Origin of the sequence: Nitrosomonas ureae, assembly GCF_900108305.1 — a bacterium.
GTDB lineage: Bacteria > Pseudomonadota > Gammaproteobacteria > Burkholderiales > Nitrosomonadaceae > Nitrosomonas > Nitrosomonas ureae_B.
This window is the reverse complement of the sequence record NZ_FNUX01000004.1, coordinates 64,751-86,555: the sequence shown is the minus strand read 5'-3', so window position 1 is coordinate 86,555 and position 21,805 is coordinate 64,751. Positions and strand designations below refer to the sequence as shown.

Sequence of the window (21,805 nt, the reverse complement as noted above, 5' to 3'; positions counted from 1 at the left end):
TTGCTTAAGGCTCTGAATTTATAGAAGCGCCCTTAACAAGGATTAATGTGTCTTCTTTGACCAGGGAAACCGGAAACCGCTCTTATCGTCGTTTTTCTGAGTATCCAAGCCACCCTCTTCCATCTTACCTGAACCTGCCTGCATCGATGGATTATTCGTATTTTCATGACCTTGCGCAACGGCAGCCGAAAGCTTTGTGCCCAGCAATTGATTCAGTTGCTGCGACAAATGATGAGCCGTATCAATACTGATTGCCATCCTGCTGGACAATTTCACATTGACCGCATCAGGTAGCTTTTCGCCCGATCTCGCCATTCGATTCAAAGCGTTCAGGCTCTGCGGATCAAGGAAACCGAAATCGACCAGCACAACGCCCTGCCCACCATTCACAGTCGAACAATTGGAATACAGCGGCTGACCCGTATGCTCGCCCGGCTGCATTCTGATACCAATCTGCTTCGTAGCCGGTTGAGTCATTCCATCTTTATCCTGAGTCACAATATCTTTCTCATCAGACATGCGTTTCTCCAATTAACAATATCAATCACATAAAACAACCACGCATCAATACGCAACATCAATTACCTAAACATGATAGTAAAAATCCCCAACTATTTTTTTTGCAGCAATTGATTCAGCTGATGCGCCAAATTGTGTGCAGCTTCAATACTCAGTGCGATCCGGCACGACATTCTTGCGCCAACGGTATCCGGCACTTTCTTGCCCGAACGCACCAGTTGATTCAACGTATTCATGGTCTGAGGATCCAGAAAGCCAAAATCCACAATCACAACTCCTTGTCCCCCTTGAATCGAAGCAAAATTAGAATATAGCGGCTGACCGGCATGCTCACCTTGCTGCATCCTGACATTAATCTGCGTCGCCTGATTTCCGGCTGCTTCCGTTTTATTCTCGACCGGCACATCATTCTGTTCCGTCATTAGTATTCTCCTAAGTATGATGCAATCTTATAGTTTCTCATCTATATGTTAAAAATCCCGTTCTATTGCAACATGATAGCCTGATTTCATCAATATGAGAATTCTGTAGAGTTTAAAATCGGCATGCCCTGCCTGGATTTTTCTTCGCCTATGATTGGCACTTTGGACTGCAACGATGTATCGAGAAAATTCAATACTGCCAATCATCAAAAATATCGACCCGAGGCTCCCTGGATAAGCGCTTTTGATCTTTTAACCAGCGCTTGAAGAACTTGTCATCGGTCAGTTGCTGCAAATCCTGCCGCATTGTGATCAAGTTTCTTTCCAGAGACGATTCTTCGACCCTGAGACTGCGATTAAGGTTAGCCACGCTCACCGTCTCATAGGACTTGAGGTCAAATTCCTGACGTACAGCATGACGCTGCTGCTCCAGTTCGCTTTCCAGTTCCCGGACTTGTTGTTTGAGCAATAACGTCAATGCGGCAATTTGCTCATCCGCCATTCTGGCAATGGATGCGGTGTCGGTTAATTCAGCACGCAGTTGGATCTGTAACAGGGTCACTAAATCACGACGATCGTAAGCGGCATTGGCTTCGCTCATGAGTATTGTCTTCCGGTCACATTCATCCGAATCACTGGCACGATCAGGATGCAAGGCACTCACTAGTTGACGAAAGACCTTGCGCAACGTGGTTTCTGCCACCTCCTGATCGGCCTTGGCTTGAAGCTGAGCAGCGCTGGGGCTTCTTTTCCGGGTCCGGGCCTGTTGCCGCGCTTCCTGCTCGGCAGCTTCCACTTCACGCAAGCGCTCCATGCCGGCTCTGAACACATCCTGCGCGGTTTCCAATGATTCGTCATCGGTCAACGGTTCACCCAGCATGTCTTCCATCATTTCACGCATATCCATCATGGCAGATTGCTCCTTCTGCGCCAGACTTTCGCTGCTGTGCTTGTCATGCAGCGCTTTCATTTCTTCATCTCCTTGAGCAATTAACTGCATGCTGAGATTGCACAGTATGGCCGCAGCGATGCGTTCCTGCTGAACACTTAAACCTTTACGCTGCAATCGGTTATCCAGCAGAAACACCATTTCGCGCACGCACGTGCTATGGCGCTCACGCAGTGGCGTCAGTATCCGGTGGTACATGGGGCGATGCGCATCGCGCATCACCTGCACTTCGATCAGTTGTACTTTCAATTTATCGATGCGCTCCAGTAGCCGGTTAAAACGCTGCTGACCTGGCGACAGTTGATCATGTTGCGCCGTCATTTTGAGCGCATTCACAGAATTACCTGGGTTTTGCCGCTGAGTATCTTTGATCTCATTGGAAAATAAATCGGATTGATGATGCATTTGTAATCCTGTTAAGCGCATTTTCCGGATAGCTTGCGAATATTTCCGGAAAATATTTTATTTTTATACTGTTGTCTTTTAGTCAGCGAAATTCCCATTGATCAGCAGAATGATTGAGCCATGAGGAAAAAACCTGTAAATTGACGAGTCATTGATGATTTTATTGTTTCTTGACTTTCATGATCCGAATGACCAAAACACTTTCACCATTGCTGCATTATATTCTGAGATACGGTTTTATCGGCGGTTTTTTCTTCTTGACCGGCTGCCAATCATTTCTAACCCAACCGACGGAATCAGCCAATCCAGTGGTTCGGTCCTTGCCCATGCCCATTGCGAGCCATGAATACAGTTTCGATTCCGCCCGTGAAGATGTGGTCGGTAAATTACAAATCATCACTGCCCGCGAGGACGATACACTTTCCGATATCGCCCGGCGTTTCAACCTGGGTTATGAAGAAATCGTCAGCGCTAATCCCCAAATCGACCCCTGGTTACCCAAAGCAGGCACAAAAGTCGTTATTCCGACCCAGTTCGTGTTACCGGATGCCCCGCGTCAAGGGATTGTGATCAATCTTGCTGCAATGCGGCTGTTTTATTTTCCACAAACCAAACCGGGCGAGCCGCAAAGAGTCATTACGCACCCGGTCGGAATCGGGCGCGTGGAATGGAAAACGCCGGAAGGCATGACACGGATTACAGCCAAAAACAAGAATCCCAGCTGGATACCGACACCCTCCATCCGGAAAGAATATGCCAAAAACGGCAATCCACTCCCCGCTATCGTACCGCCAGGTCCCGATAACCCGATGGGAGCGCATGTTCTCAGACTTGCGTGGCCAAGTTATGCGATTCATGGCACCGACAAACCGCCGAGCATTGGCTTGCGCGGCAGTCACGGCTGTGTGCGCATGTACCCGGAAGATATCGCCTTAATTTATAACGATGTTCCAGTAGGTACACCGGTTCGCGTCGTCAATCAACCGCATTTGCTTGGCTGGCGTGAGAACACGCTATATTTGCAAAGCTATCCCATTTTGGAAGACGACAAGCGTAATCACAGCCTATTGCTTAAAAATTCATTCAGCACCGCACGCTCTTCGTCCAAAGCGAAGCTCGATTCACGGTCTCAGACCCGCATCAATCAAGCGCTGCTCAATGAAATCCTGCAGAATCCGCGTGCAATTGCAACACCGGTCACACAAACTGATTTAACGCTGCAAGCCTATCTCGATCTCGCAAAACGCGTGCAAAATACACTACCGTTCAATGCTACCTGGGACGGTAGCATGGATAGACAATTAACGGCAGCTACAGTCCTGGAAATGGCTGATAAAGAAGAAGTGCGGACGCGATAGCATTGCTATGCTGCTATTTTTATCAATCCCTGAATACCCAAAACATGGAAATTATCTTTTGAATCCAGATTGCGCAAACGCTCCCAATTAGCTTGAGGGAACTGAGGTACGTTCTGATTCTGCTGATCGATGAATTTACAATCAAACCTGACTCAAGCTGACACACTGCCGATCCGTCTGGTGATTCACGGTGGCGCCGGTACGATTGAGCGCGGCAAACTGACCACAGAGCGCGAGCAAGCGTATACGCAAGTGCTTGCACAATCACTGACTGCTGGTTATGCCGTACTTAAGGCGGGAGGCAGCAGCGTTGATGCCGTAATCGCAGCCATCGTGGTCATGGAAGACTCGCCCTTGTTCAATGCAGGCAAAGGCGCAGTATTCACGCATGCGGGCCGCAATGAGCTGGATGCATCGCTCATGGATGGCGCCACACGTATGGCAGGCGCCGTTGCTGCTGTCACCACAATTCGCAATCCGATTCGTGCCGCACAAGCGGTAATGACCCGAAGCGCCCATGTCATGCTGATCGGCCAAGGTGCCGAAACCTTTGCAGCCGAACAAGGACTGGAAATCGTCGATCCATCCTATTTCCATACAGAATTCCGCTGGAAGCAATTGCAAAAAGCGATTGCCGAAGAACGCGTACTGCGCGATCATGATATCAATATCGACACACTGCAACCTGGCACGGATGAAAAACGCGGAACGGTTGGCGCTGTCGCATTGGATCGTTATGGCCATCTTGCGGCCGGCACATCAACCGGCGGACTCACCAACAAACGCTTTGGACGCGTCGGAGATTCCCCCATCATCGGCGCCGGAACTTATGCGGATAACCGATCAGTCGCGGTATCCGCAACCGGCACCGGAGAAACGTTCATTCGCACTGCGGCTGCATTCAACACGGCAGCGCGGGTTCAGTTATTACGTACCCCGATTGTCGAGGCAGCTGATAGTGTATTGGAAGAAATCGCCGCTATCGGTGGCGATGGCGGCTTGATCGTTCTCGATGCAAAAGGCCGTTATACAATGCGATTCAACACCAAAGGCATGTACCGCGGCACTATCGGCAATGATGGGGTGGCGTGGATTGGGAGTTATGCTGGAAATGAAATATCACAAGAGAACTCTCATAATTAACAATCAAATATTTCCAAATTGACAGACAAAGAATCCATTAAAATGAAAAACTACAAAATAAAACCCGGCAACAAGCTCCAGTTATCGCAATGCGATCCCGACGATACCGGCAGTTATGAAAAAACCGAACAAGGCAAGGAGGAAGCCAAAGCCGTCACGGAAAAATTGACCGGTAATCTAAGCGAGCTGCAGGAGCGCTTGTATGCCAACGGCGACCGGGCGTTATTGATCGTACTGCAAGGGATGGATACCAGCGGAAAAGACGGCACGATCAAGAGTGTGATGTCAGGTGTCAATCCACAAGGATGCAGGGTGGTAACGTTCAAGACACCATCCGCCGAAGAGCTCGGCCATGATTTTTTGTGGCGCGTGCATCAAAAAGCGCCCGCCAAAGGGCAGATCGGCATTTTCAACCGGTCGCATTATGAAGACGTATTGATTACCCGCGTACATGGCTTGATTCCGGATAAAGTGGTAAAGCAGCGTTTCGGGCAAATCAGAGAATTCGAGGAATTGTTATCCGAAAGTGGCACGGTCATTCTGAAATTTTTTCTGCATATTTCAAAAGATGAGCAGAAGGAACGCCTTGAGGAGCGCATCAACAATCTGGAGAAACGCTGGAAGTTTAACACCGGAGATCTGGAAGAGCGTAAATTATGGGAAAATTATCAAAGTGCGTTCGAAGCCATGCTGGCGGCTACCAGTACCGATGCCTCACCCTGGTATATCATACCGGCCAACCATAAATGGTATCGCAATCTGATCATCGCCGATCGTGTCGTGCAAGCACTGGAAGACATGAAGTTAAAAACACCCCCGGCTCCCGCAGACATCGACTTTGATACATTAAAGATCGAATAATCGCGCGTTTTCTCAAGCGCAGCAGCACAGGATATTCAAACCAAGGAATCCGCCATGGAAATCGAACTAAAACTGGCTCTGCACCCGCGTCATCGAACACAATTCCGGCGCCATCCTTTATTAAATAAAATCACTCCGGTACAACACCCGCTACTCAGCATTTATTTCGATACCGCAAAATTCGATCTTATGCGGCGCGGCATAGCCTTGCGCCTGCGCTATGTGAATAACCGATGGATTCAGACGCTAAAAGCCGAAACACAATCGGTTGGCGCATTGACAAACCGTCCCGAATGGGAGATAACCGTCACTGACGGCAAACATCCGGATTTCTCCGCATTACCACCCATAGCCCTGGATCTGCTCGCCGGTATCAAACTCAAACGCATCATGCCGGTATTTACCACCGAGTTTCAGCGCACCACCTGGCAAATTGAAGGCGAACAAACACAAGCCGAAGTAGCTCTCGACAATGGAAACATCTACGCCAATGACGTCTCCAGCGACATTTGCGAAGTGGAAATAGAACTCAAATCGGGAACCCCGGAATTTCTCTTCGATGTGGCAATGCAATTGCTGGAGCGCGTGCCACTTCAAGTCGAGCCCCGCAGCAAAGCCGAGCGCGGCTATATTCTGAGCGGCGCGGCAACTCCCGCTCCAGTCAAGGCGATTCAACCGATGATTGAGAAGAATCAGTCAGCTGGAAATGTTTGGAATGCCATCCTGCAGGCTGCGCTGATGCAATTATCGGCTAACATACCGGGCTTTCTGGAAAACGCGCACGACACTGAATACCTGCATCAGCTCCGCATTGCCTTGCGCCGCCTGCACACTGGCGCACGATTGGCGAAATCGCTAGGGCGAGCGATACCCGATTGGGATCAACCCCTGCGTCAATTGATGCAAGCACTGAATCCGGCACGCGATTGGGATGTATTTCAGCAGGAAATCTTGCCTGCAGTTCTGACTACTCTGGAGTCACCCACGATCAATACCGGCATTGACGATGCTGCGCTTGTCTTACTGCAGGATACTGCTGCCCTGGTCCGCCAGCAGTCGCAAGATGTACTGCGCAAACCGGAATTCACCCGGCTCGTACTCGATATCGGTCGCGGATTGTTATCGGCCACACCGGCTGAAACCTGGCAGCAGGAGGTAAAAACATGGACCAAAGCAATTCTCGACAAGCGCTGGGAGAAACTATGCAAAAGCTGCCACGGCTTCGCCAAATTGAATGCCAGCAAACGCCATAAGGCACGCATCGCCGCCAAAAAATTACGTTACGTAGCTGATGCTTTTGCACCCATCTATGGCAAGCGCGCCAATCATTTCATTGCCGCTTTAGCGGCATTCCAGAATGAATTGGGATATATCAACGATCGGGTTATCGGCCAGCGATTGCTCCACAAGCTTCCGAGAAAAACGGCTTCACTTGGTTTTGAGCTGGGCCGGCTTAGCGGTATTTTGGAATCCTCGGCTGCGCAGCACGCGCATGTACCCGCCGCTCTCTGGCAACGGCTTGCGCGATCCAAATTATTTTGGCGCTAGAGTAGAGCCTGTCAAAATTCGTATGTCAACCGCTCAGAATCGTACTGAGAGAATTCTGAATCTGAATGGCAAAGCACATGCTCAACAAACTTATTCCATGTCATCCATACAGGTGTAATAACCATATGGCAGCGTAGAGTGATGCCATGCACCCTGCCAAAGCGATGAAGGCGCTATTGCGATATTTCCGCACCAATAACGCTTGAGGATATACCGATATAATAAAAGGCTGTGCCGTGTTAGCCGGTTTTGCAATGGTGTTCGTATCCGGCTCCAAAGCCAATTGATCGTGAATCTGTTGCGCTTCGTGCCGTGCTTGCTGGCGCGCAACCTCCCATTCCTCCTGATCGATATTGCCGTCCTGATTGCTATCGAATCGCTTTCGCAGCGCCGGTTGATCTTGTTTCCAATCATTGATCAAATTCACCATGACGTCCCGTACCGATTTTTGCCCCGTGGCGGACCAAGTGCTGAATTGACCCAGTATATACAATGGTTGGCCTGGCAATACCAACCACTCCGTGTAACGGTAGCCGTTAGTCATGGCATGAACGATCGACTGACTTTCCAGCACTTGCGTCCGGGTGGGCCATTCGGTATTACCGTACCATACCAGTTTCTCATTGCCGTTGACTTCCGCACCGCTGGGATCTACGAAACAACTGGTAACGCCATCCGTTAGCTTGAACCGGTGATCGCTGATAGTTTTATACACGACATTCCAGCGGGTTTGCCTACGGCCATTTTCGACAAAATATTCCTGCCGCTCGATTTGACTGAGATACCAAAGGCATGGATGATTCGAAAGCGGTGCATAGATGGGTTGATCATCAACCAGTTGCCCTTTTCCTTCCAGCTCAATATAACCTTGATGCGCGGAACGCAGCTTGGCGGTTGGCGTATCCTCAATGATCCGTAACCGTTTCCAGTTGTGCGCAAAAATATAAAAACTAAGCAATGCAATCAGTATCGACGCACCCAACGCCAATTGAAATTCTTCGGGGGAAAATTCGGCCGGCAGGGTCATCATACTGAAGACAATGTATTAACCAAACAATCTTCCGATATGGGCATCCTGCTTATCGGCATCGCTGAATTCCAGCAAATCACGCGGCTTGAATTTAAACCAGTTAGCGATGATGACATCGGGAAATTGCTCAATCCGCACATTATTGATCTTGACCGCCTCATTGTAGAACTCACGACGATCTGCGATGCTGTTCTCCAGACCGGTGATACGCACTTGCAAATGCTGAAATTTCTCGCTGGCTTTCAGTTCCGGATAATCCTCCGCAACGGCAAACAGATTACCCAGCCCAATGCGCAAACTGCTTTCCGCAGCACCCAATGCACCTATGTTACCCGCTTCCCGCGCGCTGGCCACCTGTGAACGCGCCGCTATTACCTGCTTGAGCGTTTCCTGTTCAAACCCCATGTATTGCTTGCAGGTTTCAACCAGCTTGGGCAGCTCATCGTGACGCTGTTTCAAAAGAATATCGATATTCGACCAAGCTTGGGATACGGAATGCTTGATATCCACCAAGCTGTTATAGAGCATGACACCGTATACAAAAGCAATGGCGATTGCCGCGATAAAGATATAGAAAATAATGTCCAATGTCACTCCTCCCATAAATTGCACAAAACTTAATATACCTTATAGATCAACCTCTATCTGAGTTAAAAAGATGCAAGTAGCGGCTTTATTTCATTGCATGGATTACTAAAACTCTGCAATACTCCCCCTGATCAAGGCTATTGACGGATAAACCGTGTTTATCTATGCTTTTGAACTTAGAGGCGCCAGGCATTAGGAGTTATTCATGTGTATTTCAAAGTCATCTTGTAGATTAATCAAAAAATTACTGGTTTTACTGTTCATCATTGGTTGTGTGGAAGTTTATGCACAAGCAGAAGAAGGCAAAACCGTTACCATTACAGTCGGAAAATTCGCTCCTGAAGGCTGCGAATTACTCGGAAAGGTAAAAGGATCCTCAAAAGAAAGCGAAACTGAAGACGAAACCGCGTCTTATACTGAGCGGCTGATCAAAGCCAGAAACAATTTAACCCATGAAACGAAAAAACTGGGAGGGAATAATGTGCATATTCTCCGTTCCAATAACTCCGGCAAATACGAAATTCCCGGTGCCGACAAGGAAATCATACATATCGGAAATGCTTACCGGTGTCATTGAAGCTACGAATTGAAACTGATCATCGCACGCTTGCGCCCATCTTCAAACGCGATCGGTTTGATTTTCTTTAAATAAAGACCCGGGTAAATTTGTTGAAGCATTTGATGAGTGTTACCATACCGGAGTCTCGATCCGTACTCTTTGATTTTTATCATTACTCTGAATACTCAGAGAATAGAAACATTTAGTAAGCAGAGTCTCGTATCACAGCTCAGAGATTTCGTAAATCGGGTTGCAGAAACCCGCTCCATTCATTTGTAAACGAGGTATGTCATGAATAAACTAATTTTATCCCTTTCCGTGTTTTTTCTATCCCTGCTTTTAGTAGGCTGCTCGGGGCAGCAAGAAGGGGGTGCCGAGAAAATGGGTAAAGAAATCGATAAATCCTTCGACAGCGGCGAAAAAACCATTGATAAAATTATTGACAAAGCATCTGATAAAGTTGATGAAATTGAGAGTTTGTTTGAGGGACCTGCCGAACAGGCAGGCAGAGAAATTGACGAAGCGATTGAAAATACCGCAGAAGAAATTGAAGAAGCTGGCGATACATTAGAAGAAAAAGTTGATAGTGCTGACAGCAGTAAATAAATAGCGCTCTAACCCTGATCAACGATGACTGAAGATCACGCTAACAACTGAATGAAATATCCCAGCTTTTAGCGTGATCCAGCAAGAGAAATCCGGAATCTCCGTAACGTTTACTTGTAGAACTTCTCAGTCTTTGACCTGCCCCTGATAATCCGTTAGCGCACCAACTAAAATAATTGCCACACCCGCTGCGATGTAAAAATTCCGCGCAGTCTCATCGCCGGAAAAACCCAGAGCAAAAGGCACAGCAATCAATGCCGGACCAACGGCACGTTCAATCCAGCCATGCACAGTAAACGGAATGATTTTGACGACACCAAAAGGAAAATCGGATGCCAATGTCACAATCAGATGAATTACGGCCAGACTGTATGCCAATAAGGCAGGCAGATCACTTAAATCGAACAAGCCTGGAGCCAGCAAAAATAAAATGACGGTTAAAAAGTCCAAATAGCCGTGCATGCGCGGTGAGATCACTTTCATGTTTAATGCTCCTGATATTAATGAGTGATTAATGTATGGCGACCTACCTTGACGGGTTACCATATCGGCACATTAATACAGCACTATCACAGCGTCTGTTATCCAGAAAACATTTTCATTTATTTCACGCTTACTTTGCTTCGCAGTAATCAGTCAAAGCCGCATCATTGACGCAAATCTGGTCGCGCGTGTACTCGAGCATGCCGCGACTTCTGAAATCATTCAGAACAGTGCTTACCACCGGACGGCTGGCACCGATCAGATCCGCCACATCTTGCTGCGTCAAATGAATTTCCAACGCATAGCCATGTGTACACTGAACGCCGAACATCCTGGCCAGCTCCAACAGCGTAGCAGCAAGGCGCATCTCAACGGGTTGCGTCAGAATAATCCGCAGTTTATGTTCGATTTTTTGCTTACGGACATAAGTCTCCTCAAGTACCTGCCATGCCAGCGCCGGATACTGCAGCAACAATGCCTTGAAATCGTTATACGCCATACGGTAACAGCTAACGTTCCCCAACGCTTGCGCCGTTTCTTCTCTTGCTTGCTTATCAACCTTCAAATCACCGATTACATCCCTGCTTTTAAGAAGCGCAATGGTTATTTCGCCGCCTTGCACGGTTAAATACGACAGCTTCACGATACCGCTTTTTATCCAAAAAACATACGTGCACAAGTCTCCCTGCCGGTAAAGGAAATCCTTGTTTGGGATATTAACCTCCTGGATTGAAGGATAATCTTTTATTAATCGCTTAACATTGTTCTCGAAAAACTTATCTATTGATCCGAGGCTGCTGCTTTCTATTGATAAAGACATTAGTCCCTCCCGTTAATATGCCATTCTTGCCATGAATCATTTTCCCATAAATGGAAAATGCACAAACCGGGAAAATTTCCTTTACCTGATTGCATGAATTCCCTTCACACACAAGTTTGCAATGTTATCGCACCGCTCCCTTCAGGGGATCTCATAGAAAAGTTATACCAAGCACTCGCAGAAGTTGCGCTCCAAATTTGAAGTCATACAACCCGATATGCCACAAATTAACAAAAAAATACAACACAGTATAATAAATATTCATATAATCATACGGTTGATCACAAGATAACAAAAAAACATCAATAAACCTTGAGCAAGTGACTAATTTACGTATAATTTACACTCACTTATGTCTATAAATTAAATCTATCTCACATTAAAATTCTTGAATTCCTACAATCCATGCAAAAAACCGCATAGCAGAAAATGAGTGGAGAATATGACGCTGTGAATAAGGATATAACTCAACTGATCTCTACTCTCCCCGATTGCTTTGATCTCACCAATTTTGAGCAAAGCAAGATTCTCCAGTTTCAGCAAGAGATTCTTGAGTTAATAGTCTTAGGCAATGATTACAAGGAGATCTGCGAGAAAATATGCCTGCTGATAGAGCAGCTTTTGGAAAATGCAGTCGCATCAGTCATGTTATTGGACAAAGACAAGCAATGCATGAATGTATTTGCAGCCCCCAGTATTCCTGCAGAATGCATAGCGCAGCTCAACGGGTTGCGTCCTGGCCCTGAAGCGGGGTCTTGCGGCAATGCCGTTTTCCGGCAAGAAGCAGTGTATATAGAAAGCACGATCGATGACCCACGTTGGCAAAGTATCCGAAAAATAGCTATCGATTTTAATATTCTTTCATGCTGGTCAATTCCAGTACGCAGCAAAGGTGGCGAGTGTATTGGCTCATTTGCGCTCTCCAGCTTTGAACATCGTTTACCCAGTGTGTTTCACCGTAAATTACTGCAGATTGGGTCGTTCATTATTGGCATTGCATTAGAGCAACAAAAAATAAATGAGCAGTTATATCTTTCCAGTAAGGTTTTTGAAAATAGTACCGAGGCAATTATGATTGCCGATGCAAATAAGATCATCATCTCCATTAACAAAGCGCTGCATAGCATAACCGGATTTACCGCGGAAGAAGTAATAGGCAAACCCACATCAATCGTGACATCAATTAGGCACAGCACCAAATTTTTTCAGAAAATCTGGTTGAGCGTTAAACAGTCCGGTCATTGGCAAGGCGAAGTATGGAATAGACACAAGTACGGACGGGAATACCCGGCATGGTTAAACATCAGTTCGGTGCCGAGTAAAAAAGGTTTGATCTGCTACTATCTCATTAATTTTTCTAATATCACTGATAAGAAAAAATCGGATGAAATTATATGGCGGCAAGCAAACTATGATTCATTGACCGGCTTACCAAACCGCAATATGTTTTATGACCGTCTAAGCCATGACATTAAGAACGCCGCCCGCACAGGCATGTTGTTGGCGGTACTGTTTATCGATCTCGATCGCTTCAAGGAAGTCAATGATTCATTCGGGCACAGTGTTGGCGATGCTCTGCTGGTAGAAGCAGCTAAGCGGCTTAATGGTTGCGTTCGCGAAACCGATACGGTTGCACGCCTGGGTGGCGACGAATTCACTATTATTCTGAACGGAATTAATGACCAGCCCTGTTCCGATAGAATCATTCAGATGATTTTACTGGAATTGACGAAACCATTTCATTTGAATGCAAAGCTAGCCTATGTCACAGCGAGTATTGGAGTGACATTTTTTCCTGCTGATGCGGGTAGCGCGGAAATGCTGATGAAGAATGCTGATCAAGCCATGTATACCGCAAAAAATAATGGGCGCAATTGCTGCAGCTATTTCACTTCCAATATGCGTAAGGCAACAGAAACCCGCTCAAGAATCGCCTATGAATTGCGCCACGCATTAAGAGAACAACAATTATTTTTAATGTATCAACCCATTGTAGAACTTACAACCGGCAGTATCTACAAAGCCGAGGCACTAGTACGCTGGCAGCATCCGGAAAGAGGAACAATCCTTCCGGTAGAATTTATTTCCATCGCGGAAGAATCCAATCTGATTTCTGAAATAGGCGATTGGGTATTCAAACAAGCTGTCAACCAAGTAGTCGCGTGGCAAGCCAATTACGATATTAATTTTCAAATCAGTATCAATAAATCACCCAAACAATTTATCAGCAAAATAAGCGATTGGGTGAACCACTTGCATGAGCAAAAATTAGACGGCCACAGCATTATCGTTGAGATTACTGAAAACTTGCTACTCGATGTTCATGAATTGGTAGTGAAGCAACTATTAAATTTCCGTGATGCCGGCGTGCAAGTGGCTATTGATGATTTTGGCACAGGTTATTCATCGCTTTCTTATTTAAAAAAATTCGATATTGACTATCTCAAGATCGATCAATCGTTCATTTCCAATCTCGACAGCAGATCTAACGATAGAATCTTATGCGAGGCGGTGATTACCATGGCACATCGCCTGGGTATGAAAGTCATCGCTGAAGGCGTGGAAACAGATTCGCAGAAACAGCTTTTAATTGCCATGGGTTGTGATTACGGACAAGGTTATTTTTTTAGCAAACCTCTGACCACAGAAAATTTTGAAACATTTCTTCAACACAACACCCCTATAAATTAGCTTGTTCCAGGCTTATTTCCAACCCACTTGTCTAAATACTTCAAAATCCGCAATCTCTCGGCAACAAATATATAAAAATGTCATCTGGAAATTTCCCTCGTCACCACAGGGAAATTTCCAAAGTTGCACAGAAGTCTTTTAAAGTGATTGCAACAATCGCTTTACTAACGTTCATAACAGCCCTGCTCATTGGAATGTTTCACCCCGAAAAAGCAAAACTGTTACCGGTTAGTATTAGAATCCTATGCCAAGATAACCACCGACAGTCATGCCGCCAAACTTTGCTCCGTCCAGCGATCCGGCAGTCAACTGATAGCGAGCGTCGGCACCGATGAAGAAATCTCTCCAGATGTTATATTCAACGCCGCCTGCAAACATAATGCCGGGTTCCAGTACGGTAATGGATTCAGTGGGTGGGCTGACGACGTGTATCGCCAGACCGGCCGGAATAATCCAGGGTCTGATTTTATATTCGGCAAAATGATTAAATTTAATTTTCGGTGATGCGGTCAAAGTAAATTGACTCACCGTCACTCCCCGGGGATCATATGCGCCACCCGCCAGCTGCGTGGGTTCGTTCGCCAGCGCGTTGCCCAGAATGCCACGACCATATTGTTTATATTCAAACATCAGCTCTGCATCAATTTCAGTTTTGGGCATGAATCCCCAAGTATCCTTGGTCAATTGAAAATCAAACCCGGCACCGGTATACCACGCATGCCGGTCCGCTTGCTCCTGCGCACCCACCGGCGCGACACGGCTTTCAATCGACACACCATTACGATGCCCGTCGCTTCTGCCATAGCCACCACGAAAAAACAGCATGATCCTTTTTTGACTCATACCATCGAGATCGATACTTTTTTTCTCAGCCGGGATGCTGGCTTGCTGAATCTGCTCCACCTTTTGGGTGGTTTGTGCCGACGTTTCCTGAACCTGCTCAACTTTCCGCGTAGTTTGCACCGATTCCGCCTTGATTCTATTTAACTCATTCTGAATTTCCTGCAAGGTATTTTCCAGCTGTTTGATGCGTTGGGCTGTCGTGTCTTGTGCAAAGACCTGTGCAGCGGTCATTAGCGTCAAAACACTTAAACATACGCAAATTATAAGTTTGAGGCCCCATTTATTTTGTGACAGGTAGTTCATAGATGCTCCCTTTTATAATGTTCGCTAATAAAGAATTTCCTGTGACTTGAAATTAAAAATCTTTAAATATTATTATAAATCAATTACTTGATATTTGATAACGAAATCTGATCAACGTATTGAGGGTCTGGAAAAAGAGATTCAGCTCCCTTGTCGCAAAAAATGCGGCATTTAAATCGGTATTCAGGGGGGCTCTAACCGGAAAGCAGGAAGTAAGCCCTGCAGGGATGAATGTTTCTTCAGCTTAACGCTTAGGAAATATTCTTCAATTAGTTGACAACGTTATCAGATCGGCAAGCTCAATCAGAGCGGAATCAAATTTTATCGTTCGTCATGAGCTTGCTAATGTATTGAATTTTTAAGTTACTTAACTCAATACGCTGACATCATCCCAGCTGATCTGGTCAGATGCGACGCCAACCAGCGTGACTGATGCGGTAGAACCAAAATCCACTATGAAACTTTGATCATCATCACTGCGGTGAATACCAGTGACAAAGCTTTGCAGATGCTCTTTTGAAATAAGACCCAGACCGGTATCGAATATAATGAAATTATCCTCGCTCGAGTTGAAGTCTCCAATGCGTAAATGCGCAGCCTCACGAATCACAAAATCATCCGCGCCTTGCCCGCCATGGCAGTCTTCACCTCCACGCACACCAACATGATCATCGCCGTCAGTTGGGGAATAGACGAGTCTGTCTTCAAATTTAAACGGACCAGATCCTGGTGAACTGGGAGACCATTGTTCCGAAACACGGAAATAAGTACCATCACCATCCGCATCAGCATAAACGGTTATTTCCGTACCGATACCAGGCTCATCATCAGTTCTCACTACTTCACCATTTTCATTAACTGCATAGGTCTCCGTACCGTCATCATCAATGAGATCAAGTTTCGGCACACCATCCTTAATTTCAAATACCTCAACCACTTCATTATCGTCGTTGATAGTGAATTGATAACCTTTATGGTCGCCACTACCAGGGCGATCATCATCCGTATTACCAGAGAGGATTGTGTAAGATCCATCGGCTTCGGTGTCAGAATAGATAGTGACCTCAGGCCCGTTAGAAGTTTGTTTTGTGTGGGTGATTTGAGTGCCATCGATCACAAACGAATCTCTGTTGTCGATGGATTCCTGTTCGGTTATTCCATTTTCAACTTCGAAATAGGCTGTTACAGCACCATTTTCAATGGTGAATGTAAAATACTTGTTACTACTGGATGAATCATCATGTCCTGAACTCATTTTAGTTCTCCTGAAAAGATAGATAAGTCAAGGTAATAAATAGTGTTTGATATGATGACGCGATACCAAACACCATTCATATTTTTATTTATCCATTGACTCAATCATATTATATCTTAAGATATAGTTAATCAATCGGATTGCGTTGTGCGGGAGTCAATTGATTACTCCAAGCCGCGGGCAGATTCTGCACCCAGCCGTTATACACTACCGGGATTGGCAATATGCCTTGTCCGCCCATGCCTGGATTCCCTTTTATGGCGTCATCCTTCTGTGTAGTGCCTGCAGCGAATAGTGCTACCGTACCTGCAATCTTGGCATCTGATGGATCACCATCATTGTTGGGATCAGGATCCACGATCAGTAGCCTGTTGGAAAACTTGCTGGATACATACGCATAGTAACCGCCCCCTTGCTTGGCACCATATTGCACGCCATGACAGCCCGGGTCACAGGGCAGCATCGCAACCACTTTATCGGTATTCGTATTGATAATGGTTATCGTCCCTGAGAGCATATTGGCGGTTACCATATTTGTGCCATCGGGAGAAACCGGAGTTTGGATCGGTAATGCGCCTACCGGGCCGGTAATGGCTCCTGCAATCGGATCATAATTCTTGATCAGATTGATGCGCTTAGTAACTTTGTGGGTATCCATATTCACAACTGTCATCGTACTATCGAGCAGGTTAGCCACATAATATTTGCTGGCATCGGGCATCATGCCTATCGCCAGAGGATGGCCGAAAGGACTGCTGACTGACAGAATGGCTTCAACAGCATCGGTATGAAAATTGTATTGCGTAGAGTCCCCCGAAAAAACGTTAGGTGTTACCATGGTTTTACCGTCATGACTCATCCAGTGCGCATGTGCATTGCCGCGCCCGATATCCACTCTACGCAGTACTTGGGTTGCCAAAGGTGCCAACTCCATTACTGAATCAGTGCGCGTATCGCCATTATTCGTAACGTGAAGGCGATCCGAGTCGGTCAAGGTCATCACATGCGCAGGAGATTCGCCTACGGATACGTTGCGGATAAGCTTACCGGTTTTACGATCGTACACCGTCAGCTTTGAATCAAACCATTGCGTTACATAAATCACACGTTGATTTTTATCGGTCCACATATTATGCGGATTATTCATATCAATGGAAGGTAGCGCTACCTTGCGGGTCACCTGCCAGGAAGATCCGTCGATCGCTGATACCGTACCGGGCTTTTCTTTATTACGTGTCGTTTCAAATTGCGTGGCTACCCAAATTTCACCGACTGCAGGCGTTTTTGGTTTTTTCAGTCCCGACAGCGTAATATCATTTCCGTAGCGCGTATTCAGTACATCCGGCAAATTAACAACACCAATGTCCACGCGCACATCGACATTCGGATAGGTAACATGCCATGGTTTATTGCTCGCATAGTCTTGCCAGTTAGCCGGGTTGGTGGCAATAAAGAAAGTCCGTAAAAGCCGTGTCGCCAAGTCGCTGCTGGATGGAATAGTAATGCCGTTGATCAAGCTAATTGAAGACCCCAAATCCAATCCAGCAGTCTTAGGGTCATCGACAATCACTGCACCAAACATGTAGGGATGAATACTGCAGGTGAATACATATAAACCCGGCGTGGTCAGGGTTACATCATCGCCACCTTTTCTGGGCTCGGTATTGAAAGGCATGTTAGCGGCGCCTGTCGGGTAGATCACGCTGGTTCGCGTATGCACCGTATTCGAATTGCCGGAAAACTTAACGCGCACACCTGGCGTAGCAACGGCAATCGAACGATTGCCCGCAATCGATTTTCCGGTATCAAACCAGCTTCCGGGATTATCCGTCAATTCAAATCTGACCTCGTTATCACGTGCAAAAACACTGCCTGTTGATAACATTAGCAGTGTTGAGGAACAAACCCCTAAACTGATAATCTTTTTTAAAAATATTTTATTAAACATCAAATTTCTCCTTGGGGCAGTTAACAATTATTGATTTTTCTATCTTTTATTCTTGTATTTTACCCAGCGCCACCTTTGCGCAGGCGTTACCGGGTAATATTAATTTTTATTATTTAACGTTTCCATGACCCCCCTGCACATGATCATGCTTCCATAATAACTTTCCAATGCGTCTGGATTCACGGTCATCTGTATTCTGTCCACCATGTGGAGTGACAGCGGTATCTTGATTATTCCTTGGATATGCAGTTCTGCTAGAATCATCCGTATCGCGCCCATGCCGAATTTGATCGGCTGGATTATTCATTTTGTCGGAGTAGCCGAGATAGTCATCAACCGCTTTTCCTGCAGAGAAAGATGTAGATGCAAATCCCATACTAAACATGAGGATTGTAATAATTGAGAGTTTTTTCATGATACTTCTCCTTGATTTGAATTGATGCAACATCAGTAAGTGTCCTGATGTGCGTGTGAGATTTTCCCTCACACAAAATCAACTATACGTGGGGAAATTTTCCATGTCAATATATTGTGTGATTATTTCCCACGATATGTTAAAATACTTTGTATCCATCAACTTCCTTAATAATTTAATCCGTGAATAAGCTTTATGCACAGTATTCAAACACCTGATTCAACGCTACCGCCCTCGCTCGTTGCCGCACTTCGGCGCGTGCTTCGTCCGATAATCAAGTTAATGTTGTCAAAAGGAATTACTTATCCTTTTTTATTGGAATTACTGAAGGAATTATTCGTAGAAATCGCAGATAAAGATTTTAAGATCGAGGGAAAATCTTCGACTGACAGTCATTTAAGTCTGCTAACAGGTATTCATCGCAAGGATATCAAGCGATTACGTCATGAGAATCATTCCGATGCCGAAACAATTCCTCAAGCAGTTTCAATGGGTGCTCGACTAGTAAGTCTTTGGACCAGTGATGCACGTTATCTCGATGAAAACAATCAACCCAGGCCATTGCCTAGATTTATCAAGGAAGGTGGTGAAATTTCCTTTGAGAAACTTGTCGCCAATGTAAGCTGTGACATACGTTCTCGAGTAGTGCTTGATGAATGGTTGAGACTCGGTATAGCACGTTTTGATGAGCAAAAGCGAGTATGTCTTAACACGTCAGCATTTGTTCCGGCAAACGGTTTTGATGAGAAAGTGTATTACTTTGGTCATAACTTGCATGATCATGCTGCTGCCGCGACCAACAATTTGTTAGGAGAAAGTCAACCATTTTTTGAACGAAGTGTTTCTTACGATGAATTAACCATTGCCTCAGTGCAGGAATTGGCCGAGAAATCCAAGCATCTTGGAATGGAATCACTACTTGCTATTAATAAAGACGCAATGGAGTTCGAGAAAAGCGATGCAGCAAAAAATCAACCATGTTATCGAATGACTTTCGGGATTTATTTTTATAGTGAACCGGCTGAGCCGGAAGAGTCGGAAGAATCGGAAGAATCGCCAAAGAACAATAATGACAATATTACACGCTGCTAATCACTCCAATATTGGTAACGCAAAATGAAAAATTTATTGGCAAGCCCGCACCATTACGTTACTTATATGTCGGCTGCCATTGCGTTGATGTTTTGCTATTCTGTCAGTGTATTCGCCAAAAACAATTGCGATGCCAGCGCCTCACTGATCAATCCCTCACTGATCAATCCCTTACTGCACGCTCAATCCGGAATCGGAGGAACGGGGTCACCGTTAACCGAATCGGGTGTTGGCGGCACCGGCGTTTCAAAGGGTGGAATTGGTGGAACTGGTGCGCCATTAGCTGACTCCGGTATAGGTGGTACAGGTGTTCAGGAAGGTGGTATTGGAGGGAGCGGGCACGTTGCTGACGATGGCGGCATTGGCGGAACGGGAATCATCGGTGTCATCACTGGATTTGCAAGTGTTTGTATCAGTGGTATCGAAGTTCATTATAACAGCGACACCCCTGTCTCCGTTGACGGCCGATCTTCTACCGCGCGTGATCTTGCGGCTGGGCAAATTGCTGCGGTGCGTGCGCTAGTCACGGGTCACGAGCTTGTAGCTAAAAATATTACGGTAATGCATGCAGCGATTGGCCCGATTAGCAATTTTAATTCCGAGACCGGAGAAATGCGCGTGTTGGATCAAGCTGTACATATTGGAAAATCCGCTGATCTTAGCCATGTCTCAAACCTGAAAACAGGCGATTGGGTACAAGTCAGTGGTCACAGGTTATCCGATGGCGCAATTGTGGCATCGCGAATTGAAACTACGCCGCCACAGGCGCAAGCCAAAATAAACGGGCATGTTACACAAATTGACGAACAAAGCTTTGTTGTCAATGGTACGCGCGTTCAGCATGATGAAAAATTATTGCCGGCGGGCATTTCCAAAGGCGTGGAAATCCAGGTTAAGGGCCAGTGGGATGGCGCCCATCTAAAAGCCCAGGATATCCAGATCGAGCCGATGCTACGAAGTATTGGAAATGTAGAACATCTTGTGATTGAGGGATATATCCATGCCTTAGGAGGCAAAGAATTAAATGTGGGTAACCGGATAGTTACTATTGATTCCGATACGCAGTTAACGGAAGTCACTCAAAATGATCTCCAGTTAAATCAGCGCGTGCTCATTAACGGCAGGCTCGGCGCGGATCAGCGAATAAATTCGGAACGTATTGAAATAAGAAATTTGCCATCTGTTCAAATACAGGATCGGAACGATAGGTTTTTTAACGATAACAGTGATAAAGATAGAAGAAATAATTCGGATAATGGATCGGAAAGCGCCACGCGGAGTGACAAGAATAATCCAGAACGCAGCGGGCATGGTGATAGTGGCTCGAGCCAGGGGAATTTAAGAAAAGAACTTGATCATAGCCCAGGTAAGAGCCAGTCATCCGATAGAGATCTTCGTGGAGAAGAACGAGGTAAAGGTGACAATAAGCGATTGGATCATTCTAATTCCTCAGGACGAGATCATGTAGAGAAATCCTCTGACATACGTAATCAAAGCACATCGGATCACAAAATCGACAAACCCGATAAACCCGAAAATCCAAGAGAATCCGATTCAGACTCGCGAGATAGGCCAGACGGCTACAAAGATAATGTACGGGATACCGATGTTCAAGATAGAGCACGGGATCATGAGCGTCATGAGAAGCATTTGATTATTGATAGACACGAAAGACCAAACGAATTTGATTCTAGTGCACAAGACCGGATTGGTGACCATAGAGAAAGTATACGGGATATTGATATCCCCGATAGAACTCGTGATTAATTTATCCAGTGTTTCAATAGGTATGGCGGCGATTGATTCTACAACCTGAAGATTTATCCTGCATAAAAAGTTGAATGAGTTGTGAATTCTGTCATAAAAGAAAATATACCCTCTCACGAGCATCAACATTAATTAATAAAAACATGAGCCGTAGTTTATTGATTCGTGTAATCGTATCAGATGATTCCGCTGAAAATCCA

At 45.9% G+C, this 21,805-nt stretch carries 20 protein-coding genes; 9 read left to right on the top strand and 11 right to left on the bottom strand.

Annotated elements, in window-relative coordinates; translation table 11 throughout:
- Positions 1–42: 42 nt before the first annotated feature.
- From C4S39_RS03925 to C4S39_RS03915, 3 genes are all read right to left on the bottom strand, one after another.
- Complete coding sequence (locus C4S39_RS03925; RefSeq protein WP_103965746.1) at positions 43–519, bottom strand: hypothetical protein; 477 nt, start codon at positions 517–519, stop codon at positions 43–45.
- 92 nt (positions 520–611) lie between these two features.
- Complete coding sequence (locus C4S39_RS03920) at positions 612–941, bottom strand: DUF3467 domain-containing protein (protein ID WP_103965745.1); 330 nt, start codon at positions 939–941, stop codon at positions 612–614.
- Positions 942–1,131: 190 nt separating this feature from the next.
- Positions 1,132–2,295, bottom strand: a complete 1,164-nt coding sequence (locus tag C4S39_RS03915; RefSeq protein WP_103965744.1) for a hypothetical protein — start codon at positions 2,293–2,295, stop codon at positions 1,132–1,134.
- Positions 2,296–2,483: 188 nt separating this feature from the next.
- Here C4S39_RS03915 and C4S39_RS03910 point away from each other — a divergent pair, with 188 nt between their 5' ends.
- The 4 genes from C4S39_RS03910 (at position 2,484) to C4S39_RS03895 (ending at position 7,205) form a co-directional block, all read left to right on the top strand.
- A complete protein-coding gene (locus C4S39_RS03910; protein ID WP_258039270.1) occupies positions 2,484–3,653 on the top strand; it encodes a L,D-transpeptidase family protein in 1,170 nt (389 codons plus the stop codon).
- Between the two features lie 129 nt (positions 3,654–3,782).
- Positions 3,783–4,796, top strand: coding sequence for an isoaspartyl peptidase/L-asparaginase family protein (locus C4S39_RS03905; protein WP_103965742.1), 1,014 nt, complete (start codon positions 3,783–3,785; stop codon positions 4,794–4,796).
- A gap of 42 nt (positions 4,797–4,838) precedes the next feature.
- Positions 4,839–5,657: a polyphosphate kinase 2 family protein gene (locus C4S39_RS03900; protein ID WP_103965741.1), complete on the top strand. Its 819-nt coding sequence runs from the start codon at positions 4,839–4,841 to the stop codon at positions 5,655–5,657.
- 54 nt (positions 5,658–5,711) lie between these two features.
- On the top strand, positions 5,712–7,205 hold the full coding sequence (locus C4S39_RS03895) for a CYTH and CHAD domain-containing protein (protein WP_103965740.1): 1,494 nt from the start codon (positions 5,712–5,714) through the stop codon (positions 7,203–7,205).
- Positions 7,206–7,305: 100 nt separating this feature from the next.
- Here C4S39_RS03895 and C4S39_RS03890 read toward each other — a convergent pair whose 3' ends face one another.
- Positions 7,306–8,235 carry a GIDE domain-containing protein gene (locus tag C4S39_RS03890; RefSeq protein ID WP_103965739.1) on the bottom strand — a complete coding sequence of 310 codons (930 nt, stop codon included), beginning with the start codon at positions 8,233–8,235 and terminating at the stop codon, positions 7,306–7,308.
- Between the two features lie 15 nt (positions 8,236–8,250).
- Positions 8,251–8,838: a LemA family protein gene (locus C4S39_RS03885; protein WP_103965738.1), complete on the bottom strand. Its 588-nt coding sequence runs from the start codon at positions 8,836–8,838 to the stop codon at positions 8,251–8,253.
- 190 nt (positions 8,839–9,028) lie between these two features.
- Here C4S39_RS03885 and C4S39_RS03880 point away from each other — a divergent pair, with 190 nt between their 5' ends.
- Both C4S39_RS03880 and C4S39_RS03875 read left to right on the top strand, forming a co-directional pair.
- Entirely contained in the window at positions 9,029–9,400 is a 372-nt protein-coding gene (locus C4S39_RS03880; RefSeq protein WP_103965737.1) for a DUF4156 domain-containing protein, read from the top strand.
- 273 nt (positions 9,401–9,673) lie between these two features.
- Positions 9,674–9,988 carry a hypothetical protein gene (locus C4S39_RS03875; RefSeq protein WP_103965736.1) on the top strand — a complete coding sequence of 105 codons (315 nt, stop codon included), beginning with the start codon at positions 9,674–9,676 and terminating at the stop codon, positions 9,986–9,988.
- Between the two features lie 126 nt (positions 9,989–10,114).
- Here C4S39_RS03875 and C4S39_RS03870 read toward each other — a convergent pair whose 3' ends face one another.
- Together C4S39_RS03870 and C4S39_RS03865 are read right to left on the bottom strand one after the other, a co-directional pair.
- Entirely contained in the window at positions 10,115–10,471 is a 357-nt protein-coding gene (locus C4S39_RS03870; RefSeq protein WP_103965735.1) for a hypothetical protein, read from the bottom strand.
- Between the two features lie 130 nt (positions 10,472–10,601).
- Positions 10,602–11,291, bottom strand: coding sequence for a Crp/Fnr family transcriptional regulator (locus C4S39_RS03865; RefSeq protein ID WP_103965734.1), 690 nt, complete (start codon positions 11,289–11,291; stop codon positions 10,602–10,604).
- 429 nt (positions 11,292–11,720) lie between these two features.
- On the opposite strand from C4S39_RS03865, the gene C4S39_RS03860 reads away from it, so the two are divergent.
- Positions 11,721–13,982: a bifunctional diguanylate cyclase/phosphodiesterase gene (locus C4S39_RS03860; RefSeq protein WP_103965733.1), complete on the top strand. Its 2,262-nt coding sequence runs from the start codon at positions 11,721–11,723 to the stop codon at positions 13,980–13,982.
- 234 nt (positions 13,983–14,216) lie between these two features.
- Here the strand turns inward: C4S39_RS03860 and C4S39_RS03855 are convergent, their stop codons facing one another.
- From C4S39_RS03855 to C4S39_RS03840, 4 genes are all read right to left on the bottom strand, one after another.
- Positions 14,217–15,128 (bottom strand): hypothetical protein, encoded by a 912-nt coding sequence (locus tag C4S39_RS03855; RefSeq protein ID WP_103965732.1) that lies wholly within the window; start codon positions 15,126–15,128, stop codon positions 14,217–14,219.
- A 367-nt stretch (positions 15,129–15,495) separates the two neighbouring features.
- The gene (locus tag C4S39_RS03850) at positions 15,496–16,383 is read right to left on the bottom strand and encodes a hypothetical protein (RefSeq protein WP_103965731.1); all 888 of its coding nucleotides are present in this window, start codon (positions 16,381–16,383) and stop codon (positions 15,496–15,498) included.
- A 127-nt stretch (positions 16,384–16,510) separates the two neighbouring features.
- Complete coding sequence (locus C4S39_RS03845; protein WP_103965730.1) at positions 16,511–18,331, bottom strand: copper oxidase; 1,821 nt, start codon at positions 18,329–18,331, stop codon at positions 16,511–16,513.
- 109 nt (positions 18,332–18,440) lie between these two features.
- On the bottom strand, positions 18,441–18,746 hold the full coding sequence (locus C4S39_RS03840) for a hypothetical protein (protein ID WP_103965729.1): 306 nt from the start codon (positions 18,744–18,746) through the stop codon (positions 18,441–18,443).
- Between the two features lie 195 nt (positions 18,747–18,941).
- Here C4S39_RS03840 and C4S39_RS03835 point away from each other — a divergent pair, with 195 nt between their 5' ends.
- On the top strand, positions 18,942–19,838 hold the full coding sequence (locus C4S39_RS03835) for a DUF6502 family protein (RefSeq protein ID WP_103965728.1): 897 nt from the start codon (positions 18,942–18,944) through the stop codon (positions 19,836–19,838).
- Between the two features lie 24 nt (positions 19,839–19,862).
- A complete protein-coding gene (locus tag C4S39_RS03830; protein ID WP_103965727.1) occupies positions 19,863–21,605 on the top strand; it encodes a DUF5666 domain-containing protein in 1,743 nt (580 codons plus the stop codon).
- The last annotated feature ends 200 nt before the right edge of the window (positions 21,606–21,805 follow it).

Excerpts from the sequence above, each read along its gene's own strand:
- C4S39_RS03925 (WP_103965746.1), bottom strand. The coding sequence starts at position 519 with ATGTCTGATGAGAAAGATATTGTGACTCAGGATAAAGATGGAATGACT.
- C4S39_RS03920 (WP_103965745.1), bottom strand. The coding sequence starts at position 941 with ATGACGGAACAGAATGATGTGCCGGTCGAGAATAAAACGGAAGCAGCC.
- C4S39_RS03915 (WP_103965744.1), bottom strand. The coding sequence starts at position 2,295 with ATGCATCATCAATCCGATTTATTTTCCAATGAGATCAAAGATACTCAG.
- C4S39_RS03910 (WP_258039270.1), top strand. The coding sequence starts at position 2,484 with ATGACCAAAACACTTTCACCATTGCTGCATTATATTCTGAGATACGGT.
- C4S39_RS03905 (WP_103965742.1), top strand. The coding sequence starts at position 3,783 with ATGAATTTACAATCAAACCTGACTCAAGCTGACACACTGCCGATCCGT.
- C4S39_RS03900 (WP_103965741.1), top strand. The coding sequence starts at position 4,839 with ATGAAAAACTACAAAATAAAACCCGGCAACAAGCTCCAGTTATCGCAA.
- C4S39_RS03895 (WP_103965740.1), top strand. The coding sequence starts at position 5,712 with ATGGAAATCGAACTAAAACTGGCTCTGCACCCGCGTCATCGAACACAA.
- C4S39_RS03890 (WP_103965739.1), bottom strand. The coding sequence starts at position 8,235 with ATGATGACCCTGCCGGCCGAATTTTCCCCCGAAGAATTTCAATTGGCG.
- C4S39_RS03885 (WP_103965738.1), bottom strand. The coding sequence starts at position 8,838 with ATGGGAGGAGTGACATTGGACATTATTTTCTATATCTTTATCGCGGCA.
- C4S39_RS03880 (WP_103965737.1), top strand. The coding sequence starts at position 9,029 with ATGTGTATTTCAAAGTCATCTTGTAGATTAATCAAAAAATTACTGGTT.
- C4S39_RS03875 (WP_103965736.1), top strand. The coding sequence starts at position 9,674 with ATGAATAAACTAATTTTATCCCTTTCCGTGTTTTTTCTATCCCTGCTT.
- C4S39_RS03870 (WP_103965735.1), bottom strand. The coding sequence starts at position 10,471 with ATGAAAGTGATCTCACCGCGCATGCACGGCTATTTGGACTTTTTAACC.
- C4S39_RS03865 (WP_103965734.1), bottom strand. The coding sequence starts at position 11,291 with ATGTCTTTATCAATAGAAAGCAGCAGCCTCGGATCAATAGATAAGTTT.
- C4S39_RS03860 (WP_103965733.1), top strand. The coding sequence starts at position 11,721 with ATGAGTGGAGAATATGACGCTGTGAATAAGGATATAACTCAACTGATC.
- C4S39_RS03855 (WP_103965732.1), bottom strand. The coding sequence starts at position 15,128 with ATGAACTACCTGTCACAAAATAAATGGGGCCTCAAACTTATAATTTGC.
- C4S39_RS03850 (WP_103965731.1), bottom strand. The coding sequence starts at position 16,383 with ATGAGTTCAGGACATGATGATTCATCCAGTAGTAACAAGTATTTTACA.
- C4S39_RS03845 (WP_103965730.1), bottom strand. The coding sequence starts at position 18,331 with ATGTTTAATAAAATATTTTTAAAAAAGATTATCAGTTTAGGGGTTTGT.
- C4S39_RS03840 (WP_103965729.1), bottom strand. The coding sequence starts at position 18,746 with ATGAAAAAACTCTCAATTATTACAATCCTCATGTTTAGTATGGGATTT.
- C4S39_RS03835 (WP_103965728.1), top strand. The coding sequence starts at position 18,942 with ATGCACAGTATTCAAACACCTGATTCAACGCTACCGCCCTCGCTCGTT.
- C4S39_RS03830 (WP_103965727.1), top strand. The coding sequence starts at position 19,863 with ATGAAAAATTTATTGGCAAGCCCGCACCATTACGTTACTTATATGTCG.